The sequence below is a fragment of the Kamptonema animale CS-326 genome (assembly GCF_028330895.1).
In the GTDB taxonomy this organism is placed as follows: Bacteria; Cyanobacteriota; Cyanobacteriia; order Cyanobacteriales; family Microcoleaceae; genus Kamptonema; species Kamptonema formosum.
In genome coordinates this window covers 1-20,252 of the sequence record NZ_JAQMUA010000236.1, presented here as the reverse complement: position 1 = coordinate 20,252, position 20,252 = coordinate 1, and the positions used below count along the sequence as shown (strand labels likewise).

Sequence of the window (20,252 nt, the reverse complement as noted above, 5' to 3'; positions counted from 1 at the left end):
GTGGGCGGCGTTACGGATAGTTTTACGTAAGTCTTATCGAGATTATTCTGGCTTTTGACTGGGGAGGGAATAATTGGCGATCGCAAACACATAAATTCCATGTGCGAATATGACCCCTGTCCATCCTAGCGTCACCCAAGTTGCCCAAGGCCACTCAGCTTTCTGCAAATTGTGGAAAAACCACAAGCTAGAATTGGCAGCAGCAAACAGAGCAAAATGGATGGCAAAATTCATCCGGTCATCTAAACGGCGGTAGTCGGGATCTTGGCGGTCTGGTTTGCGGGGCCAACGAGGGGGCATAACTTTCAATTCCTGAACAGTATTGAATCCCTGATAGGGAATTTGCTAGTTATCTATTTTAATATTAGTTGGAGCTTTTTCAATATTGTCTCCCTCCCAAGACAGGGAAGTAATGCGATCGCTGGCAATTCCAGTTACGATTCGTTACATCTACCCAAATCCTGACAACAGATTAGACGTATAGTATATCACAAAAATTACCGCAATCTACTTGATTATGAAAATTAAATTTTGGTTGCTCTCAGCTCTTTCCACTCTATTATTCAGTACATCCATCCCCACTCGCGTACAAGCTAACCCAGAAATACTTAGAGACAGTGTTACCTCTACATTATGGTGGCAACTTGCAGTTGATAACCAGATGCACTTGACTAAAGATCGACAATACCAAGGCTGTATTTGGGGCGATTCTATTTCCTCTGCTCTCGGCGATTCTCTAGGCGAACAAAATTTTAATTTTGCCATTGGTGGGATGAGTTCAGTATCACTGCTAGAGCAACTTAAAGATTTAATTCCCAATAACTTTAAATGCGAAAAAGCCATCATTGCTATCGGCACTAATGATGCTATGTACGGCATTAGTGATGAGGCGTTTGTTAAAAATATGAAAGAAGCGATCGCGCTGCTACGTTCAATGGGAACTCAAAAAATCATTCTAATTCCAGCTTTTTATTCAACTATTAAAGCCAGCTATGAGCCAAATTTGGCAGGAACAATTACCAGAGTGGATGAAATTAATGCCCTCCTTTGTCAAGTATCTCTGTCAGAAAATGTGGTAATTGAAGCAGCAGGAATACAGGCCTTATTTAAAGATCGTGCTCTTAATGAAAGTCTAACTATAGATGGCGTTCACCTCAATGCAAAAGGTCTAGATATATACAGACAAGTATTATCAACACTCCTCATTTCTAAGTAGTCTTTTTGAACTCTGACATTATGGTAACGCCGACCTCTGGGCGGTCAATTAATGCCCAGAGAGCGGCCTTACTGATTCTGCTGTTGTTGCTGCTGTTGCTGTTGCTCCAACTGTTGCCTCTGGAGATCGAGTTGTTGCTGCTGAATCTGTCTTTGAAGCTCAAGTTGCTGATTCTGGATATCATTCTGCCGTTGTCTTTCTTCTTCTGTTCGCCGTCGATCTTCCTCCTGTTGCCGAATTTGCCTAAGCTGATTTCGCCGATCGAAGTCTCCACCTAAAAATAGCCTTTGAAAAGTATTGATAGTTGTCTCTACCCCAGTAAACCATCCAGTAACTCCACTAATAACGCCCACAACTCCGGACACAGGTTGTAAGATTTGATTGACATTATCTGCTAACCTAGTTAAGCCAGAACGAGGAACAATAATAACATCATTGTTGCGAAGGGTGGGGTTGTTTTCTGCATTTAAACCTTGGGAAAAATCAACGTCAATCGAGCGGCGAGTAACAGTACCGTTGGGGTTCAAACGCAATAGTTCCACAGTCTTTTTTTGAGCGCGGACTTGGTTAAAACTACCTGTAGCTAGCAATGCCTGATGTAGGGAAGTATTAGGCGTAACTTCCACTGTTCCAGGCCTGAGAACTTCCCCAACAACATTGATCCGAATTGAATTAGGAGAAAAACTGGTAGCAGCGATTTGGGAAATTTCGGCTATATCTACATTTTCCGCAGTTGGGACAATAATACTGTCTCCTTCTTGTAATAGTACGTCTTGGCTAATGTCTCCTGTTTGTAAGAGATCCCAGAGATTGACACTAATAATTTGTTCGTTGCCGGTTTTGAGGCGGCGGCGTACTTGTACTCGGCGAAGATCGGCTTCTAAAGTAATGCCGCCAGCAATTTTAATCGCCCTAGTTACTGTTGGTAAACCTACTAAAGTACCCTGTTGCTGATCGATCGCGACAAAACCTAGTTCGGTTTGCTGGTTACTCGATCGCAAATCTGAGGCAAATACTGTATAAGGGCCGGGGCGATTCACTTCGCCGACGATGACGACACTAATAGGTTGAGTGATGTCGGCGGAAAAATTAGCGTTTGCTCTTTGGCGGACTTCTTGACTGTTAACTTCCGTTGCACTCGGAACGAAAATTGTATCTCCGTCTCGCAAGGTGATATCTTGGCGCAAATCTCCTGTCTGTAAAAATTCTTGTAGGTTGACGTTAATTACTTGTTCAGGCCCGTTTCTTTGGCGGCGGCGCACTTGAATTAACCGCAAATCTCCTCCGGGGGTCACGCCTTTTGCTAATTGCAACATCTCGATCAAGGTAGGAAATTTGACCGCTTCGCCTTCTCTGCTGGCGCTGATTTTGTAGGAACCGGGTCGGCTGACTTCTCCGGCGATGCCAATTGTCAGCGGTCGAGGGACAATTAGCGTGAGGGTGACGATGGGGGCGGTGATGTAGGGGTCGTAGAGTTTGGCGATCGCATCGGCGGCCTGTTGTTGGGTGAGTCCTTGTACGTAAACGCTGCGAATTAGGGGTAAGTTGAGGCTGCCATCGACGAGGATCTGATATTCTTTGCTAAATTCGGGGACACCGATGATGTCTAAACTGATGCGATCGCCTGCTCCCAGAGTGTAACCCTGTTCCGGCGATTGCGTGCCTAAATCGTTACTCGGTATTTGCTGCGATCGCGGTGGCGGAGGCACTGGCAAGGGTGCGAACCGTCTGGGATTGGGCGCTGGAGTCCTAGTTGCCGGTAACTGAGCTAAGCTAGGTAAGATGCTACTTATCGTCAGCAAGCTTGACAAGCTCAGACTTCTAACTATTTGGCCTGTGTATTTCAGCCCATTGCTATTGCTGAGAAAATAATTATTTCTGCTCATAATTTATCCCCTGACGATCGCCTACCAGTTTTCGGCGTGATTTTTTTATCGCTATTTAATTATCGCTATTTAAGCTTAGTTTAATAGGACTTACGCAGGGAGCCCCAGAAACCGGGTTTTTGAGAGAATCTGTGGTAGCAGCGAAGTATTTTCGTAAAAAAACCCGGTTTCTTTGGTTGGGTGCCAAAGTCCTGTTTAACTCAAGGATTAGTCAGAATTGCTAAGTTGCTGGCGTTCTAGGATGCGTTCTAAGAGGTTAAATTGCAGAATTTTAGTGGTTACTCGTCCTTCAGGAGTCAGTGGAATGATTGTTCCTGGTACGTAGCTCATGCTAATGTCTGTAAGCGTTTGTAGGCGTGAGCTTTCGCTAAACGCACCCAATGTTCTAAGAGCAAGTATCGATCGAGTTCGACTTCTTCTTTTGCAGAAAGATTACCCGATTTATTGCGATCGAGTAGTTCGCTCATGCGGGCTTGCAATGCAGGTGTGGGGCGGATGGCGAGGATTGCTTCAGGGCCGGGTTGACTGGCAAGTAGTTCGACGATTTGGCGATCGCTTTGGTAGGGGATGTTTTCTGTGGCGGTGAGTTCCCGAAGTGCGCGATCGAGGGCTTCCGGGAGGCGATCGCCTAATTGTTGCAGTTTTTCGCCGAGAAGATCGGGGACTTCTAGGATGATTTGCATTCTGTTTTTTGAGATTTTGGAATAGTCAGGTTGTTGGGTTGACTGGAACTCTTACTTAATCATATCCCAGAGCGCATGAATCTGATTTTATACAACAGAATAAAAATAATGGCACTGCGACAGTAAATTTCCCAAAAATAAATTGAGTCGCCAGAGGCGATCGCTCAAGTGTAAATAGAAGAAGTGGATAGCCCAAAATGAAAGAAATATCAAGGGCTAAGAAGTCTACGCGATCGCACAAACAAGACGAAAACCGAAGGGGTTGTTGCGAAGATCCGGCGAAAGGCTGATGCGAAAAGCAGCGCGGCAATAGGCGGGAAAGGTGATCCACGAACTACCTCGCACCAGCCGGGTTCGGTTATCATTCTTAATGTTGACTAATAAATCATAATCTCGATAACGGTTATCATTATTTTTCTCATCCCAGACACTACCATCTTGCGGCGCACCTTGATAGTCACTATGCCAAGGGTCTGCACAGTATTCCCAGACGTTGCCGTGCATATCATACAATCCAAAGGCATTAGGTGGAAAACTCCCTACATCTGTCGTTTTCTCGCGGTAAACCCCCTTCGGTGCTGCACCGTAGGTATAACTGCCGTGATAATTAACTAAATCTGGGGTAATGGTTGCGCCAAAATAGAAAGGTGTTTTAGTTCCAGCGCGACAAGCATATTCCCATTCTGCTTCCGAAGGTAAGCGATAACTCTTGCCTGTTTTTTGAGAAAGTTTTTGACAGAATGCTACTGCGTCATACCAGCTTACTTGTTCTACAGGAAGTTTCGCGCCTTTGAACTTAGAAGGGTTATTTCCCATCACTGCTTCCCATTGTTCTTGCGTGACTTCATATTTACCCATAAAAAAAGGGGCGACAGTAACATTATGCTGCGGCCCTTCGATCTCATATCGTCCTGCTTCTGTATTGGGGGAACCCATCACGAAACTACCCCCTGGAATTGATATCATGTCTATCGTGACACCATTGCCGAGATTATCTGTAAAAAACTCTGCTTGTCCTTCGCGGCGGTTGGCAATTTGCCCCGTTGAATTAACTGTCACTATTTCAAAATTAAAGGTTTTTAGAGAAATTGAGAGTGGTGGGGAGAGTGGATTTTCTGGTGCTTGTTTTGGGGATGAATTTTCTGGTGAAGGTTGAGGTGATGGCGGATCGTTGACGGGTGAGGGTGAGAAACTTGGCGAAGGTTGAGCTGAATTATTCCACAAATTTTGACTCACCACTGCAATCACAAATCCCGCGCCAGCAAAACCACCTAATTGTAATAAACTTCGCCGTGTCGTGTGAGGTGAAATGGCTGTCGAGGGAACAAGTGAAAGTGCTTGTAATGCTTCAGTGGCATTTTGATAACGCTGACTAAAGTGGTCGCGTACCATTTTATCTAAAATATTAGCTAAATTCTGGATAACTTGAACCCGATCGCGCCAAATCACTTCTCCAGTCGTTGGATCTTCCAATAAAGTATCAGGAGTTTTACCCGTTAATGCTTGAATCGCAACCATTCCCACTGCATAAATATCACTGGAAAGTTTAGGTCTACCATTCGATTGTTCGCTCGGCATATAACCCGGAGTACCAATCGAAACCGTTACGCTAGTTTGTCCTTGACCATTAACAATCAACGTGCCAATTTCTTTAACTACCCCAAAGTCGATCAAGACAATTTTACCATCTTGGCGACGCATTAAATTAGCAGGTTTAATATCGCGATGAACAACATTTTGCTGGTGAACAAATGCTAAAATTTCTAAGATGTTTTGCAATAGAGTAATAACATAAGATTCGCTTAATTTGTTACCAGGAATGAGTTCTTTAGTCAGATCGTGTCCTTCAATAAAATCTTGGACAAAATAAAACTCCCCATTTTCCTCAAAGTGAGCAGAAAGGGTGGGGATTCGCTCGTGTAGTTTGCCCAACTTATACAAGACTTCTGCTTCTGTCTCAAATAAGCGTCTGGCGATTGGCAAAAGGGCAGGAGTAAGGTCTTTTGGTTTAAGATGTTTAACGACACAGTGGGGATGTCCTGGTAAGTCGCAATCTTTGGCGAGGTAGGTAACGCCAAAACCACCGCTTCCCAGCAGTTTGATGATTTGATAGCGATCGCGCAGCTTTTGACCAAGCATAGTTTTCTGACGATGCAGTGGAGATTAGGATTTATTTTGGCATAAAATAGCGAACCCTGCCTCATCGCAAAAGGCAGGCAAGATGCTTGCTCCACAGGAGTTATTAGAGAACTATTAGATTAGAAGTTGTTCTGCATACAATTTGACAGTCAATTTTTGTCAGATTATTGTGGGATAGGCATTCTGCCCGTCTCTTGATTTGATTTATAGACAAAACATCTTATTCTTGAGCTTTATTCCTAAAGGAGGATACTTCAAAAGCGAGAATGTGGCAGGCTCGAAATAAGAGTTAGCGGTAAAAACAATGCCCCAAATCTTATTAGTAGATGATGAACCAGCCCTGCGCGACAGCCTGACCTACACGCTGCAAAAAGAAGGCTATGAAGTGATGACGGCCGCCGATGGATTGAGTGCGATCAAACAATTTCACAAACAAGTACCAGATGTGATTTTACTAGATTTAATGCTGCCTGAAGTAAGCGGCATGGAAGTCTGCTGGCGGATTCGGGCCTTTTCAAATGTGCCGATTGTGATGCTGACTGCTAAAGACCAAGATATTGATAAGGTTTGGGGTTTAGAGGCGGGAGCAGATGACTATGTAACAAAACCCTTCAATACTCGCGAACTTTTAGCGCGGATCAAAGCCGTGTTACGCCGCCGTTCTACGGAGCAGCCTTCAGAGAGTAAATAAATAAAATTTTACAGCTTTTCTCTGTGTGCTCAAGTACAAGAACTTTACCCCCAACCCCCTTAGAAAGGGGGCTTTTACGGTTCCCCCCCTTAACAAGGGGGGGCTAGGGGGGGTTGCTTTTGTACCTCATAATAATTGAGAAATGCTATAGGTTTTTTTATAAAAATAAAATCTATTGACAAATGAAATGGTTGCCCCAAATTAAATTAAATTCTATTCATGCCAAGCTGTTAGCTACCTATCTGCTGCTGACAACTCTAGGCACTTCGTTGATGGCGGGGTACATTCTGTGGTCGTTTTACGCTTATTTCATGCAGGCGCGACAGACAGATTTGCAAAATTGGACTGCGGCTTTGAGCGAGAGTGTGGCCGATGCTTTGGAGGAAGGAAAAATTGAGCGAGTAGAACTGCTGGTGAAACGCTACGGAGCACCAGAAACCGTTACACTTCGGGTTTTTGACCCTCAAGGCCGCTTGCTGGCTACTTCCGATCCTCGGTTAGACAAACAGGTTACGAACTGGTACGAGGTAGCTGGGATGAGGGAGGCGTTCCAAAATCGCTCGGCGCGAGGGATCGCAAAAGGGGTGTTATCAGGGGAGGATCGGCTCTACATTGCTCGACCTGTGGTTCGGAATGGTCAAATGCTGGGTGTGCTGCGGATGTCGATTACTTTGAAACAGTTTCAGCGCCAGTTTGCAAAGGTGATTGGGACGGTTTGGGGGAGTTTGATGCTGACGCTGTTGCTGTGTGCGGTAATTAGCGATCGCTTTGCGCGTAGTCTCTCTAAGCCTGTGGAAACAATGCGGAATTTTGCGATCCGCTTGGGTAGCGGTCATTTTGGCGATAAGTTGGCTATCCGTCAAAGCAACGAGTTAGATCAGTTGGCGGCGGAACTTAATCGCATGAGTGAAAGGCTGGCTTCGCTGGATTACGAACGTAGAACTTTTCTGGCAAATGTTTCTCACGAACTCCGCACTCCTATTAGTAATGTGTTGGTGACGGTGGAGGCGCTTAGAAGTGGTGCTGTTGATGAGCCGGAGTTGCGCGATCGCTTCTTTCAAACTGTAGAGGATGAAACTAAACGCTTGTCTCGCCTGGTTCGCGATTTGCTTGATTTGGGACGGTTGGAGGCGGGTGTCACTCAATTGGAACAGCAAAGTTTGGTGCTCAGCAGTTTGATTAACCGCGCTGTTGGTGCTGTGAAACCTCGGATGGAAGCGCGAGGTGTGTCTGTGACGGTGGACGTGGCTGATATTATCTTGTTTGGCGATCCAGAGCGGCTGTTGCAGGCAATTTTGAACGTGCTCGATAATGCGATTAAGCATTCTTTACCCGATTCTCAGGTGATGATTTCGGGACGCAAGGAGGGAAAACAAGCTGTTATTAAAGTTGAGGATCAGGGGCCTGGGATTAGTTCTAGCGATTTACCGCGCATTTTTGAGCAGTTCTACACTACAGATCCCTCACGTTCGGGTAGCGGTACGGGTTTGGGGTTAGCGATCGCTAAGCGGATTGTAGAAGCACACAGAGGTAGCATTACGGCTGAAAGTAGAAGTGGTAAGGGGGCAATTTTTACTATTTGCTTACCGCTTTAACCGCTGAAAGCGGTTAGGGACTAGGGACTAGGGGCTAGGGAAGAGGGAGAAGATGGGGAAGAGAGAAGTTTTTTGCGATCGTTTGCCGTCCCAGAGATTAGCATAGAGAGAGGGATGGATGCCAAGCTTTGGGTTGTTGAAGCTAGGCCTTAAGTACCCAAAGGAAGGGAGAAATGACACTTAACTTGCGGCGACCTATTTTAGTGGGCGGGATTGGGTTATCTTTGGCGCTTTGGCTGTTAGATAGCCTTCAGCACTCTGTTGCAGAATTCGGTGAAGTGGCGCTGTTGGGCGTAGCGGTAGCTGGTGCGGGGTGGTGGTGGTGGCAAGGGCGATCGCCATCTGTCGATTTTACACCTGCACCTGTACCTGTGGATCGGGAAATGGCGCTGAAGGCGATCGCGACAACTGAAACTGCGATTAATTTACTAGCAGCAGAAGCACCAAATTGTGATGCTAATTCCAGCTTAAAACAACAGCTCAGCCAGTTAACAGCAGAACTAGATCGGCAAGATTTACAACTCTGCGTTGCTGGTGGTAAAGCTGTCGGCAAAACTGTTTTAATTCAACAGTTGCAATCTAACTGGACAGAGCAACACTCGCAACAGTTAAGTTTTCGGGAAGCAGCACCATTATTTATCGGTAAAGATGAGGTAAAAATCTCCTCCGATTTAGTCTTGTTTGTCACCGCTGGCGATATCACCGATCCAGAATTTCAAATATTATCGCAGCTCGTTGCCGCAGGTCAGCGCTTAGTGCTAGTTTGGAATAAGCTTGACCAATATTTGCCAGAACAACAAGCACAGGTGTTGCAGCAATTGCGCCAGAGAATGGTGGGAATATTAGCAGCCGAAGATATCGTTGCGATCGCATCTTCCCCTAATCCGATTAAAGTCCGCCAACACCAACCAGACGGCATAATTAAAGAGTGGACTGAGCCACAAACCGCACAAATTCAACCTTTGACTGAAAGATTAAGTCAAATCTTAACTCAAGAAAGTCAAAAATTAGTCTGGGCGAGTACCATTCGATTAGCATCGCAGCTAAAATCCGAGGTAAAAACGGCATTAAATGGAGTGAGACGCGATCGCGCTTTACCCATAATTGAACAATATCAATATATCGCCGCCGCCGCTGCTTTTGCCAATCCAGTAGCAGCCTTAGACTTGCTAGCAACAGCCGCTATCAGCACCCAAATGGTAATCGATATCGGTGCTATTTATCAGCAAAAATTCTCCGTAGATCGCGCTAAGATCGTAGCAGGCACGCTGGCAAATCAGATGCTAAAACTAGGATTAGTCGAACTATCTACGCAGACTATCACCGCCATTTTGAAAAGCAACACAATTACCTTTGTTGCGGGAGGAATTGTACAGGGAGTGAGTGCTGCTTATTTTACCAGAATCGCAGGTTTAAGCTTAATTGAGTATTTCCAAACTCAAGACGCAAGTACAGATATAACAGATGTTAATAGTCTGAAAGTGAATCTGGCAAAAACTCTGCAAACTGTATTTCAACAAAATCAGCAAGTCACCGTCTTGCAAACTTTCATCAAGCAAGTTATGCAGCGTCTCTTACCAGAATCAGCTAAGCATGAGAATGCAATTGCTGCTGAAGTTTCTTAAATTCCTTGACTTTCTGAACCAATTATTGTTTGATTGTGGGGTAAGCTGAAAAGCCTACCCCAATTTTTTTGGCAATCGGCAGAATTTTCTGATTTCCTTCTCTCCTAGATAACTAAATTCTTCTTCCTTCTTCCTTCTCTCCTAGATAACTAAATTCTTCTTCCTTCTTCCTTCTTCCTTAAAATTGGCTTGAAATTAGATCGTTCAGGGTAAATACCGCATCTCTTTCTGGATTTATGTTATTTCCAACCTATCAATTTTTAGTATTTTTTCTGATTACTTTTAGTCTCGCAATTTCTCTAAAGCAAAGAGTAGTTTTGTATAAAATCTTCTTGCTGGCAACTAGCCTAGTTTTTTATTCATTTTGGAGTTTGAATTTTCTAGGTTTGCTAGTAGGAAGCACTCTAATCAACTACTTGATTGTCAGAGGGGTTTATAAAAACAAATATACAAAAAGCTTTTTGATCGCGGGACTAATTTTAAATATTATTTATTTAGGCATTTTTAAATATTATAACTTCTTCGCCAATTCTTTATTTGAAGTTCTCAACTCTCTAAATATTCCCGCCAATTTCCAAGTTTTACAAATTATTGCTCCGGTTGGAGTATCTTTCTATGTGTTTAGAATAATTTCTCATTTAGTTGACTCTTACAATCAAAAATTCTCCTGTCCTGGTTTAGTAGATTATGCTGTCTATATAACCTATTTTCCTCAAATAGCTGCGGGCCCGATTTCCAGAGCAAAAGAATTTTACTATCAGCTAAATACAGCAAAAAAATATAACTATGAAATTGAAGAAGTCATCGTCTTAATTTTATCGGGATTATTCAAGAAATACACTTTATCTAGTTTTTTATATAATTTTACTGAATTACCTTTCCGCTCGCCTCAGCAATATTCTAGCATGGATTTAATCTTAGCTGCAATATCCTATTCTTGTCTAATTTATGTAGATTTTAGCGGCTATTCAGATTTAGCTAACGGCATTTCTTGTTTACTCGGTTTCAAACCTATCCAAAACTTTAATATGCCTTATAGAGCTTTAAGCTTGCAAGAATTTTGGAGGAGATGGCATATCAGTCTTTCTGAATGGTTGAGAGATTATATTTACATTCCTTTAGGCGGTAGTAGATACGGTAATTTCAGAAAATATATAAATTTATTGTTGACTATGGCAATAGGTGGATTTTGGCATGGTGCGGGTATAAATTTTATTATTTGGGGTGTTATTCATGGTATAGGATTAACGGTGAATCATTTATGTAAAGATTTATCAAAAACTATTCACCTTCAACCCCAAAATTTATCCAATAAAATCGGCATCATTTTTAACTGGTTTTTAACTTTTAGCTTTGTGACTTTAAGCTGGGTATTTTTTCAGACTAAAAGCCTTGAAGACGCTAATAACTTTTTCCTGGGAATTGTCCAGACTGACAACAACTATATTCAATTTAATTCTTGGCAATTATATCTAGTTTTAATAGTAATTGGATTAATCAATTTTTTCGGAGATACATTGACAAAAATTTTGCTAAAAATATTTGCAATTAAAAGCTTATTTGTTCAAGTTTCGTTGGTTTCAATGTTTACTTATGTTATTTTAATGCTTGGCCCAAATACAGTCCCGCCTTTTATTTACTTTGGTTTCTAAAAAATATGAAAGATCGCGATTTTTTACTAATGGTAAGTTTAGTAACCCTAACTTTGATATTTTCTAATTTTTCTTTATTCTTGAAGAGTTTAGCATCAAGCAAATTAGTTAGCCCTCAAATTCAACAAGCAGTAAGTCAATTAAAAATAGAGGGAATTAGAAAAAATGAACAAGAATTTTGGAGCAGAATTAAAGAGGTTAATCTTGATAAAATTAATCCCAAACCTGAACCTGATGTAGTCGCACAAAAATCAGAAATTGCGGCGGTGAAAAAAAACGCGATCGCCAAACCGAGAAAATCAGTTAGTGTTAGCCAAAAACCTCAAACTAAAAAGCCCAATGCCAAGCCGATACTAGCTAAAGCTAAAGCCGAGAAACCTTACAAAAGTTTTTTATTGCTGGGTGATTCTATTATGCTAGATCTCGGTACTCAAATTCAGCACGCTCTGCGAAAAGACTATAATTTAACTAACGTAAAATTGGATTACAAAGTCTCCTCTGGATTGAATAGAATAGATTATTACGATTGGTACGCTAGAACTACCAAAATTATTAATAATTATCATCCAGACGTGCTTATAGTGATGTTTGGTGGTAATGACGATCAAGACATAACTGATGCTGAGGGTAAATACAAGCGAGCGCTTACAGAAGAATGGAAAAAAACCTATCGAGCTAGAGTAGAAAGATATGCTAAGCTTGTCTCCTCCTCCTCCGTAAGACAAGTCTACTGGATTGGTCAGCCAATGTCTAATAGACCTCGACATCAAAAGTATTTTTTAGTTCTGAATGATATTTATAGTCAGGTAAGTAAGTCTTATCCAAAAATTAAATTTATTTCAACTTGGCAAACATTTGCGGTAGGTGGTAAATATGCTCAAGTTGTGGCTGACAAATCTGGCACAAAAAGATATGTGAAAATCAATGATGGCGTACATTTTACCACTCATGGAGCGAGGATAATCGGCGGTATAATTATTGACAAAATGGTTCAGGATAAAATCTTAAAGCCACAACCTAAAAAATCTTAAATAATTGTGATGCGTAGCGAAAATAATGCAGATTCGCTAAACTAATAATAGTCTAACTTCTTAGTACCATCTTGCCTAAGACATTTAAGTAAAGCTTCAGAACCCTCTTGCTCACTAACTTCAAATATCTGCGAACGATAATGAATTTTTTCAATGCCTATTGACTCAAAGTATTGACATAAACGCCACGAGTCAATCGCTCTTGGAGCGTCTAATAATCTCGTGTGAACATCAACAACTTTGCCGGATTCCTTTCCTGTAAAGCATATCCCTAATCCATGCTGCTGAAATCTCCACTCTTCTTCCCTCGCGTGAAAGTATCCAGACCGGGGATAATCAAGCAGATATGTGCCGTCAGTTAGAGTGCTATACTTCTGGCGAAATACGGAAATAAGTTCGTCTTGAAGGTTGATAAATTCTTGAATAATTGCCAGTGCATCTACGTTTTTAGTTAGATAATTCATTGTACATTTCACCATATAACTAATAGGGGTAATCTATTGCTGCCTCTGCTACTTGCTGCAAAAGCTGCTGTTCTTGAGCTGGCGAAACTTTTTTCCGCCTAATTGGGATACTCTCTAATTTTAGTCGCTTAGCAGCAACAACTCGGTGATGCCCGTCCAAAATAATCAAACGACCGTTAATATCGGCTACCTCAATAGGGTTTGCTAAGTCAAATCCCTGTTTGCTTATCTGTTTCACAAGTTTCTTAATCTTACTGCCTGTCATCTCGCTTTGCATTTGTCTTGAAATGAGAGTGTTTGGATTTACGAATTCAACATCTACTTGAGTTGGCTGGGTCTCAGATTGTTGAGTCTGGTCTACGATTTTTGGCTCTGGTGTTGTCTTATCTTGTGAGGCATGATAACTTTCAGAGCTATTCGGATCTCGATTATTTTCTGTTGACAATTGCTCTTCCTCTTTAGAGCTAGTTTTGATTATAATCTAGAAAGTAGGTAATAGCTAGCAGTTGCATTGCTAATATTTAATTCTAAGCTAACTACACCAAACACACAAAGATTCGCTAAACTAACAATAGTTTCTCCCTATTAAACCTTGACTCATTCTCCACCTTCTCAACCTCATCAGGTTCTTGCGCCTGAAACACCCTCAGCGCGGCCAAATCAACAAGGCGAACTGCACTTATCCCTCGCTCGTGCTAGTTTACGGCAAGCATTAGCGCGGTATTCTCCTCTCGGTCGCCGAGAACCGACTGCAAATACAGAATTACAAGCAGAATTACAAACCCAATTAGATGTATTAAATTCCACATTAGAAAAGCTTGACCAGAATGTAATTCGCATTGCTGCTTTTGGTCTTGTCAGTCGCGGCAAATCAGCGATTTTGAATGCTCTTTTAGGTCAGAAGATTTTGCAAACTGGCCCTCTTAATGGTGTCACTCAGTGGCCGAGATCTGTGAGGTGGACGATTCCTCAATCTCTGACTAAGGGAGATATACAACTTGAATTAATTGATACTCCCGGACTCGATGAAGTTGGCGGTGAAGTCCGAGGTGAAATGGCGAAGCAAGTGACTCGCCAAGCTGATTTTATTTTATTCGTGGTTGCCGGTGATATTACTAGAACTGAATATGATGCGATCCGAGAACTGCAAAAATTTCAGAAACCTTTGATTTTAATTTTTAACAAAATTGACCTTTATCCAGAGATAGATAGGCAAGCTATTTACCACAATCTACAAGCATTGGGGAAGGGAGAAGAATCTGGTAGAAAGGGAGAAATTCTCAATCCCCAATCTCTAGAAATTGTGATGGCGGCCGCAGAACCTGCACCAGTTCAGGTAAGAGTTGAATGGCCTGATGGTAGCGTTACTTATGAATGGGAGTCGCCGCCACCGCAAATAGATCAACTCCAGCAAAAATTGATTACAATTATCAACCGAGAAGGCCGCTCTATCCTCGCTCTCAATGCGCTAGTTCAAGCAAGAGAAGCTGAGGTAACTATTGCCCATAAAACTCTTAAATTGCGCCAATCGGAAGCAGAAGATTTGATTTGGCAATTCGCCAAATATAAGGGTTTAGCTGTGGGCTTAAATCCTATTGCTTTCTTAGATATACTGGCCGCACCAGTGGCAGATTTAGCTCTAATTCGGTCTTTAGCTAGGCTTTATGGTTTGCCGATGACTGGTTATGAAGCTGGTAAACTTTGGAAGACTATTCTGTTTAGTACGGGTGGAGTACTTCTTGGTGAATTGGGGAGCGGTTTAATTTTAGGTTTGGGAAAAAGTACGGCTGGAATTGTCGCAGATTTTTCTACTTTTGCCGGAGTTGCTGTTACTCAAGCTAGTTTAGCTGCTTACGGAACTTATGCTGTAGGTCGCGCTTCTCAAGTTTATCTCGAAAAGGGTTGTACTTGGGGGCCTTTGGGACAGGATAGAGTTATTCAAGATATTCTTAACCAAGTTGAAAAAACTTCTATTATCTCTCGCCTGCAACGGGAATTTAAATTCGATTAGTTAGTAGTTAAAAGTTAGTGGTTAGTAGGAAAACAACAATAACTAATAATTAACGTTTAACTATTCTTAAACCTTCACGAAAATGAGAAATTGTGGCGATCGCGGCTATAGAAAAGTAAAAAATTCGCAGACACCAAAAGCAAGTTGCCATTAACCAAGAAACAATTGTTGGTGGTACTCCTGTTAATTGAACAAATTTTGAATTAACTTTTTTTTCAAAGTTATCCAAGTCATTCATTTGCACTTGTTTAGTAGGCAGAATTGGAAACTGGGCTGTATATAAGTAGAAACCCAGAAAACCGTCATTTCCAACTCTTTTGTTTAAAAATGAATTGGTTAATTTTTCTGCTTGTTCTGGCGATAAAGTCTCTTCTACTCCGACAGTTTGTAGCCAAATATTATATCTAACTACAGGGGTGCTAATAAAAATCAAAGGTACAGAAATTATTAATAAAATAGCACTGGTTTGACGACCTAATTTCTGATATAAAAGAACTGTCGCTACACCAAAACCCATGCCAAGAATAGCAAATACTAATATATTTAATAACTCGACAACTTCTATGCCTTTGAATAAATCTCCGACTATAAATATGGGATATAATAACCTGTCTGCCAATAGCAGAGCTGCAACTTTGATTAAGATGGCTATGCTCACAAGAGCAACTGTACAGACAACATAGCCAAAAGCGCCAAGAATATAAAGTAAAATCAGGCCTAGTAGTTTTAATAACTGCATAGAACTATCAGGTGATTGAGTGCTTAGAGGTGGGATTGGCAAGTTCCCGTTGGGCCGTTTGGGCGATTTCTGTAATCTGCTGCTTGTCAACTGGTAGCGCGATCGCACCAGTGTCAGCTACAGCAGAATTGTCAGCCCCTAACCAGAGAAGATACTCAATATTACCAGCAGGGCCAACTAAAGGCGACCAAGTTAAGCCGCGATATTCCCATCCTAAAGCGATCGCGGCACAGCACACCTGATAAATTGCATCCGCTTGGTCAACCGCAGAACGCACGACACCTTTTTTGCCGATGCGCTCACGCCCTACCTCAAACTGCGGCTTCACCAGTAATACTAACTCCTTTGGGGATATTAATAGCTCCGATAGGGCAGGTAAAATCTTAGTCAGCGAAATAAACGATACGTCGGCCACACCCAAATCTGGGTAATTTCCACCATCCTTGAGAGGTAACTCTCCGTAAAGATCCGTAGGTGTCAAATATCGCAAATTAGTGCGTTCTTTCAAAATCACCCTACTATCGTTCCGTAACCCCCAGTCAACTTGCCCATACCCAACATCTACACCATAAACCTTAGCCGCACCAGCTTGCAGCAGACAATCCGTAAAACCTCCAGTAGAAATACCTCCGTCCAGGCAAATTCTACCTGCTACGGGAATATTAAAAACTTCCAAAGCTTTAGCTAGTTTTTCGCCCCCTCTAGAAACGAAGGGGGGCCGCTCTTTAATTTTAATGACAGCCAGAACATCTACCTCGGTACCTGGTTTGTCAATCACCTGTTGATTAACCGTGACTTCCCCAGCCCTAATTAAACGTTGAGCTTGTTGCCTTGAGGCACACAAATCTAGGTTTACCAATAATGCGTCCAGTCTTTGTTTAGCCAAGGAATTTCATTCTGATAGATAAAGTTAAGTAGAAGGAAGAAGGAAGAAGGAAGAATGTTTATACCGTCAGCTTTTTAGCCATCCCGATCTTATGTTTAATTAGGTGGATTTACTTAGTAAAACTAGCCTAAAGTTTTTTGACAATTTATTACATACAACACAACCAATAATATATTACGACTTAAAATTTTAACTAAATAAATCTTTCTCAAGATATAGCAACCGCCAAGGCGATTAGGACGTTCTGAGAGCCTGCCACCATAGATTCTCTTCCTTTTTTCCCTTCTTTCCCTAACCCCTAGCCCCTTCTTCCCCTACAGTGATCGCTATCACTTATGTCATAGATTACGATCACCAACTAGAATCCGTAGGATCACATAGAAGCTCTAGAATTTAGCTGATGATACGAATATAAAACGTCAACTCTCTATAGATTTATATCTAGCAAACCTATGCAAACTTTCGCTAACTTTCCTCTAGAAAATCCCTGCAAAACCCAAGAAAATCCGATCGCTATTTTCAGCGGCGACATTATTCACATTCTTTATCCTAATGGGGAAGTAGAAGTGACTACCGCTGAGCGAGTCGATCGCCGCCAAACCAAGATGCCCTTGGACAAATGCCTGGTGTGGGGATGTTTTGAAGAGTTTTAAAGGTAGTGGGAACTAGACCAAAGTTTGGTTCGCCCCCAACATCCCAAGCAAAAGAGCGATCGCTCTTTAGCTGCGGTGCCAAAGGAGCGATCGCTCTCTTCCAAACTTGCCCACACTGCGTACAGCGATGTTCTTTCCCCTCAGCTACCTTCCGCTCTGTTAAATAATTGGTAGGAAAGCACAGACGCGATCGCCACCCGCATCAACTAGATATCTTTCTCACTCAACTCACGGATCATGTAATCAAAAGGTTGATCCAAGAAAGCCCCAGTTTCAATTCCTGCTGCTGCCACTTCAGCATTGACAAGATCTTTCAAAATGCCAATCCCTACAACCGTCGGCCCAATTGGAACCCCCAGCGAATTGTAAGTTTCCCGCAAGCCTTGAAGCACGCGCTCATCGAGTACATCTGTACTTCCAGCTACCAGCGCGTAAGTAGCATAACGTAAGTAGTAATCCATGTCCCGCAGACAAGCCGCATAGCGGCGAGTAGTGTAGGCATTTCCACCCGGACGAATCAGTTCCGGCTGTTCCGCAAAAAGCTGCGTTCCAGCTTGTTTAACAATCGCCCCAGCATTACCATTAATCACTCTTGCTGCCTGCACTCGTGCAGTACCCGTCCCAAAATAGGATTTTAACCGCTCAATCCCATCCCGGTCTAGATACCGACCCGTCACATCGTAATTTCCAATCAGGCTGGTTACTGCATCCCGCATGAAATTTTTCTCCCAACAAGCTTTATACACAGTTAATTGACACTCCCATCCCGCTCAGGCAACGCCTTGCAGTTCGACAAGCTCACCGTCCGCTATGCCGAACGGAAATGAGATTCTTGACTAAATTTGACACTCCCACCCCGATCGGGGACAGGATTCTTGAGGGCTAGGCGAACCTAACGCGCAATGGCTTAGCCAAAAAGCCTATACACACTCACTCGCATTCGAGGTTGTGCTTACTTAGTGTTTGTGATTTTGGATGTCTTTATGATTTTACGGGATCGGTCGCCTAAGTCCTAACAAAGCTATTGAATATTTACAAGAGTTCCTAATTTATCATATTGGATTAGAGATTTGAGGTGTAAGATTTGGAAGCAGTCAGAGCAGGGAGGTAGCAACAGCCACCTAGATCCTGTTCCCAGCTACAAGACTAAGCTTTTGTATCAAGAAATACAAACTTGTGACAGTCGAATGCCTATGATCGCTCAAATCGTCTGTCAAAGAATCTGCGATCGCCGAGAGATAACCAAAATAAGGAGTTAAGTGATGTTCCAGACCCCACAAGAGTTCTTGAACTACGTTAAAGAAAATAACATTCAGATCATCGACCTCAAGTTTATTGATACGCCAGGTATATGGCAGCACCTCTCGCTCTATCAAGACCAAATTGACGAAACAGCCTTCACGGACGGCGTGCCTTTTGACGGTTCCAGCATTCGTGGTTGGAAAGCGATCAACGAATCAGACATGGCGATGGTACTCGATCCCAAAACTGCCTGGATCGACCCCTTCATGGCAGAACCCACTCTCAGCGTCATCTGTAGCATCATCGAACCTCGGACTGGCGAACCTTACAGCCGCGACCCCCGCACCATTGCCCAGAAAGCTGTAGATTACCTCATTAGTACCGGCATTGGCGATACAGCCTTCTTTGGCCCTGAAGCCGAATTCTTCATCTTTGACGATGTGCGCTTCGACCAAAATCAGCACAGCGGCTATTACTATGTAGACTCCGTAGAAGGTCGGTGGAACTCTGGTCGCGAAGAACCAGGCGGCAACTTAGGCTACAAACCCCGCTACAAAGAAGGTTACTTCCCCGTCGCACCGACGGATACCTCCCAAGATATGCGGACGGAAATGTTGCTAACGATGGCCAAATGCGGCGTACCCATCGAAAAGCATCACCACGAAGTCGCCACTGGCGGTCAGTGCGAACTCGGTTTCCGCTTTGGTACCCTGATCAAGGCGGCTGACGACCTAATGACCTATAAATACGTCATTAAGAACGTTGCTAAGAAGTACGGCAAAACAGTCACCTTTATGCCGAAACCGGTGTTCAACGATAACGGTTCCGGGATGCACACCCACCAATCCATCTGGAAAGACGGCCAACCCCTATTCTGGGGTGACGGCTACGCCAATTTGAGTCAGATGGCACTACACTACATCGGTGGCTTGCTCAAGCACGCACCCGCTTTGCTGGCATTGACTAACCCCAGCACCAACTCTTACAAGCGTCTGGTTCCCGGTTTTGAAGCCCCTGTGAACTTAGCTTACTCCCAAGGCAACCGCTCTGCTTCGATTCGTATTCCCCTGTCGGGCGGAAACCCCAAGGCGAAGCGCTTGGAGTTCCGCTGTCCCGATGCAACTGCTAACCCTTATCTCGCCTTTGCAGCAATGCTTTGTGCAGGTATAGATGGCATCAAGAACCAAATTGACCCCGGTGAGTCTTTGGATGTGGATATTTATGACCTTAGCCCTGAAGAGTTAAGCAAGATACCTTCGACTCCCGGTTCTTTGGAATTGGCCTTGGAAGCATTGGAGAAAGATCACGCTTTTATGACTGAGCCAGGGGTGTTTACGGAAGATTTTATCAATACTTGGATTTCTTACAAGTTGGATAATGAAGTCAACCCCATGCGCCTACGTCCCCATCCTTATGAGTTTGGTCTTTACTACGATTGCTAGAAAATTAAAAATTAAAAATTAAAGATTAAAAATGTTAAGAGTTTCATTTTTAGTTCTTAGTTTTTAATTAATGAATTCGCCGCTAGTTAACGCGGCGTTTTTTTATGCTTTGAATTTGATTAATTTTGATAAAAATCCTAAAATATCTCCTCCTTATTCTGGGGGGGTGACAATCCGGCCCAAAGGCTTATGGGGTAAAGATTGAGCCGAGTTGTGGTAAAAAAAGATAGGCAGCCAAATTGTTACACGCTTGCCTATCGAAAAACATAATGTTACCCTCATTTTATCAGATCCACT

The 20,252-nt window shown here is 42.9% G+C and carries 19 protein-coding genes; 9 read left to right on the top strand and 10 right to left on the bottom strand.

What is annotated here, in order from left to right:
• Positions 1 to 42 precede the first annotated feature (42 nt).
• Entirely contained in the window at positions 43 to 300 is a 258-nt protein-coding gene (locus tag PN499_RS13470) for a 2TM domain-containing protein (protein ID WP_272032477.1), read from the bottom strand.
• Between the two features lie 217 nt (positions 301 to 517).
• Here PN499_RS13470 and PN499_RS13465 point away from each other — a divergent pair, with 217 nt between their 5' ends.
• Positions 518 to 1,216: an SGNH/GDSL hydrolase family protein gene (locus PN499_RS13465; RefSeq protein WP_272032476.1), complete on the top strand. Its 699-nt coding sequence runs from the start codon at positions 518 to 520 to the stop codon at positions 1,214 to 1,216.
• Between the two features lie 68 nt (positions 1,217 to 1,284).
• Here the strand turns inward: PN499_RS13465 and PN499_RS13460 are convergent, their stop codons facing one another.
• The 4 genes from PN499_RS13460 to PN499_RS13445 all read right to left on the bottom strand — a co-directional run bounded on the left by PN499_RS13460 (position 1,285) and on the right by PN499_RS13445 (position 5,924).
• Positions 1,285 to 3,102 carry an SLBB domain-containing protein gene (locus PN499_RS13460; RefSeq protein ID WP_272032475.1) on the bottom strand — a complete coding sequence of 606 codons (1,818 nt, stop codon included), beginning with the start codon at positions 3,100 to 3,102 and terminating at the stop codon, positions 1,285 to 1,287.
• Between the two features lie 207 nt (positions 3,103 to 3,309).
• Complete coding sequence (locus PN499_RS13455) at positions 3,310 to 3,432, bottom strand: hypothetical protein (RefSeq protein ID WP_272032474.1); 123 nt, start codon at positions 3,430 to 3,432, stop codon at positions 3,310 to 3,312.
• Complete coding sequence (locus PN499_RS13450) at positions 3,429 to 3,785, bottom strand: hypothetical protein (RefSeq protein ID WP_272032473.1); 357 nt, start codon at positions 3,783 to 3,785, stop codon at positions 3,429 to 3,431. Before PN499_RS13450 ends, PN499_RS13455 begins: the two co-directional genes overlap by 4 nt.
• Before the next feature lie 225 nt (positions 3,786 to 4,010).
• Positions 4,011 to 5,924 (bottom strand): bifunctional serine/threonine-protein kinase/formylglycine-generating enzyme family protein, encoded by a 1,914-nt coding sequence (locus tag PN499_RS13445; RefSeq protein WP_272032472.1) that lies wholly within the window; start codon positions 5,922 to 5,924, stop codon positions 4,011 to 4,013.
• Positions 5,925 to 6,228: 304 nt separating this feature from the next.
• Between PN499_RS13445 and PN499_RS13440 the strand changes: the two genes are divergently transcribed.
• The 5 genes from PN499_RS13440 to PN499_RS13420 all read left to right on the top strand — a co-directional run bounded on the left by PN499_RS13440 (position 6,229) and on the right by PN499_RS13420 (position 12,518).
• The gene (locus PN499_RS13440) at positions 6,229 to 6,615 is read left to right on the top strand and encodes a response regulator transcription factor (RefSeq protein WP_272032471.1); all 387 of its coding nucleotides are present in this window, start codon (positions 6,229 to 6,231) and stop codon (positions 6,613 to 6,615) included.
• 182 nt (positions 6,616 to 6,797) lie between these two features.
• Positions 6,798 to 8,210 (top strand): sensor histidine kinase, encoded by a 1,413-nt coding sequence (locus PN499_RS13435; protein ID WP_272032470.1) that lies wholly within the window; start codon positions 6,798 to 6,800, stop codon positions 8,208 to 8,210.
• Between the two features lie 173 nt (positions 8,211 to 8,383).
• Positions 8,384 to 9,835, top strand: a complete 1,452-nt coding sequence (locus tag PN499_RS13430) for a YcjF family protein (protein WP_272032469.1) — start codon at positions 8,384 to 8,386, stop codon at positions 9,833 to 9,835.
• Between the two features lie 236 nt (positions 9,836 to 10,071).
• Positions 10,072 to 11,487, top strand: a complete 1,416-nt coding sequence (locus PN499_RS13425; RefSeq protein WP_272032468.1) for an MBOAT family O-acyltransferase — start codon at positions 10,072 to 10,074, stop codon at positions 11,485 to 11,487.
• Positions 11,488 to 11,540: 53 nt separating this feature from the next.
• Positions 11,541 to 12,518 carry an SGNH/GDSL hydrolase family protein gene (locus PN499_RS13420; RefSeq protein ID WP_272032467.1) on the top strand — a complete coding sequence of 326 codons (978 nt, stop codon included), beginning with the start codon at positions 11,541 to 11,543 and terminating at the stop codon, positions 12,516 to 12,518.
• A gap of 41 nt (positions 12,519 to 12,559) precedes the next feature.
• On the opposite strand, the gene PN499_RS13415 is transcribed toward PN499_RS13420, so the two are convergent.
• Both PN499_RS13415 and PN499_RS13410 read right to left on the bottom strand, forming a co-directional pair.
• Complete coding sequence (locus PN499_RS13415) at positions 12,560 to 12,982, bottom strand: DUF6896 domain-containing protein (RefSeq protein ID WP_272032466.1); 423 nt, start codon at positions 12,980 to 12,982, stop codon at positions 12,560 to 12,562.
• A 19-nt stretch (positions 12,983 to 13,001) separates the two neighbouring features.
• Positions 13,002 to 13,427, bottom strand: a complete 426-nt coding sequence (locus PN499_RS13410; protein ID WP_272032465.1) for a ParB/RepB/Spo0J family partition protein — start codon at positions 13,425 to 13,427, stop codon at positions 13,002 to 13,004.
• Positions 13,428 to 13,574: 147 nt separating this feature from the next.
• On the opposite strand from PN499_RS13410, the gene PN499_RS13405 reads away from it, so the two are divergent.
• A complete protein-coding gene (locus PN499_RS13405) occupies positions 13,575 to 14,993 on the top strand; it encodes a GTP-binding protein (protein ID WP_272032464.1) in 1,419 nt (472 codons plus the stop codon).
• Between the two features lie 49 nt (positions 14,994 to 15,042).
• Here PN499_RS13405 and PN499_RS13400 read toward each other — a convergent pair whose 3' ends face one another.
• Positions 15,043 to 15,732, bottom strand: a complete 690-nt coding sequence (locus tag PN499_RS13400; RefSeq protein ID WP_272032463.1) for a hypothetical protein — start codon at positions 15,730 to 15,732, stop codon at positions 15,043 to 15,045.
• A gap of 7 nt (positions 15,733 to 15,739) precedes the next feature.
• Positions 15,740 to 16,618, bottom strand: coding sequence for a TlyA family RNA methyltransferase (locus PN499_RS13395; RefSeq protein WP_272032462.1), 879 nt, complete (start codon positions 16,616 to 16,618; stop codon positions 15,740 to 15,742).
• Between the two features lie 452 nt (positions 16,619 to 17,070).
• Between PN499_RS13395 and PN499_RS13390 the strand changes: the two genes are divergently transcribed.
• On the top strand, positions 17,071 to 17,271 hold the full coding sequence (locus PN499_RS13390; protein ID WP_272032461.1) for a hypothetical protein: 201 nt from the start codon (positions 17,071 to 17,073) through the stop codon (positions 17,269 to 17,271).
• Between the two features lie 206 nt (positions 17,272 to 17,477).
• On the opposite strand, the gene apcB is transcribed toward PN499_RS13390, so the two are convergent.
• Positions 17,478 to 17,987, bottom strand: coding sequence for an allophycocyanin subunit beta (gene apcB, locus PN499_RS13385; protein ID WP_272032460.1), 510 nt, complete (start codon positions 17,985 to 17,987; stop codon positions 17,478 to 17,480).
• A gap of 546 nt (positions 17,988 to 18,533) precedes the next feature.
• Between apcB and glnA the strand changes: the two genes are divergently transcribed.
• On the top strand, positions 18,534 to 19,955 hold the full coding sequence (gene glnA / locus PN499_RS13380; protein WP_272032459.1) for a type I glutamate--ammonia ligase: 1,422 nt from the start codon (positions 18,534 to 18,536) through the stop codon (positions 19,953 to 19,955).
• Positions 19,956 to 20,252: the final 297 nt, after the last annotated feature.